At 41.3% G+C, this 777-nt stretch carries 1 protein-coding gene; it reads right to left on the bottom strand.

Going from position 1 to position 777, the window contains the following annotated elements; translation table 11 throughout:
- The coding region (locus tag EI162_RS14385; RefSeq protein ID WP_192524975.1) for a contractile injection system protein, VgrG/Pvc8 family at positions 1–597 on the bottom strand (597 nt) is incomplete at its 3' end.
- Between the last annotated feature and the right edge of the window lie 180 nt (positions 598–777).

Here is a 777-nt window from a genome sequence, read left to right as displayed (position 1 = left end):
GATCAACCACCACGTACCAAGCTCATCAACAGAATCCCCTGATACCCACACCGTAGATATGCCAATATCAGCGAGCAGTCCAGTAATAAAGTCATAATCACTGACGTCCGACTGGGTACGTATGGCTAAAAGTGCAGATAAGCGCGCAGATGATTGACTGTCCGATGACAAGAGAGACTCTGATACTTGCCAATCCATCTCGTAATCACTCAGGATGGTGGTCACAATATCGAGTGTCGATTGCTTGGTAAAACGGCGGGTATGTATCGACTGGGTCAATTGCCAATCGGGGCTAACGATATCTAAAGTATAGAAATGCATCGCCCCATCTGACTGCTGATAGTTGACGCCTCGAATAAGCCCCGTACTGCTAGTCGGTGAGCGATCTGCTGATAATGTGGTCAAGCATATGGGCTTGCCGATTAAAAGCAAACAATCGTAATGGTCTAAGAAATCATAAACAAACACAAGTATGTTAATGTGATCGCTGCCATTCAGTGTACTCATACCCGTAAAGGCAACGGGATAAAAGGCAGATTTACTATAATTGGAGGCATCAACGGTTATATTATGTAGGCGAGCGGTCTGAGAAGGCATAGTAGAGGTACCGTGACGGCTTATTTTAGACCAAGAAAATGGTTGAATGAGAAGTTTTTCTAAATTATTTGCTAAGAAAAGTATAGAGTTTATTGAAATATTGTCTATTAATAACACTCTGTTATCAAGAAAAATATTATTTTATTTAAAGAGTCTATAGTGATGGTTTGCGATTGTTAG

The sequence above is a fragment of the Psychrobacter sp. FME6 genome, from assembly GCF_014861365.1.
Lineage (GTDB): Bacteria > Pseudomonadota > Gammaproteobacteria > Pseudomonadales > Moraxellaceae > Psychrobacter.
This window is presented reverse-complemented; position numbering and strand designations above follow the sequence as displayed.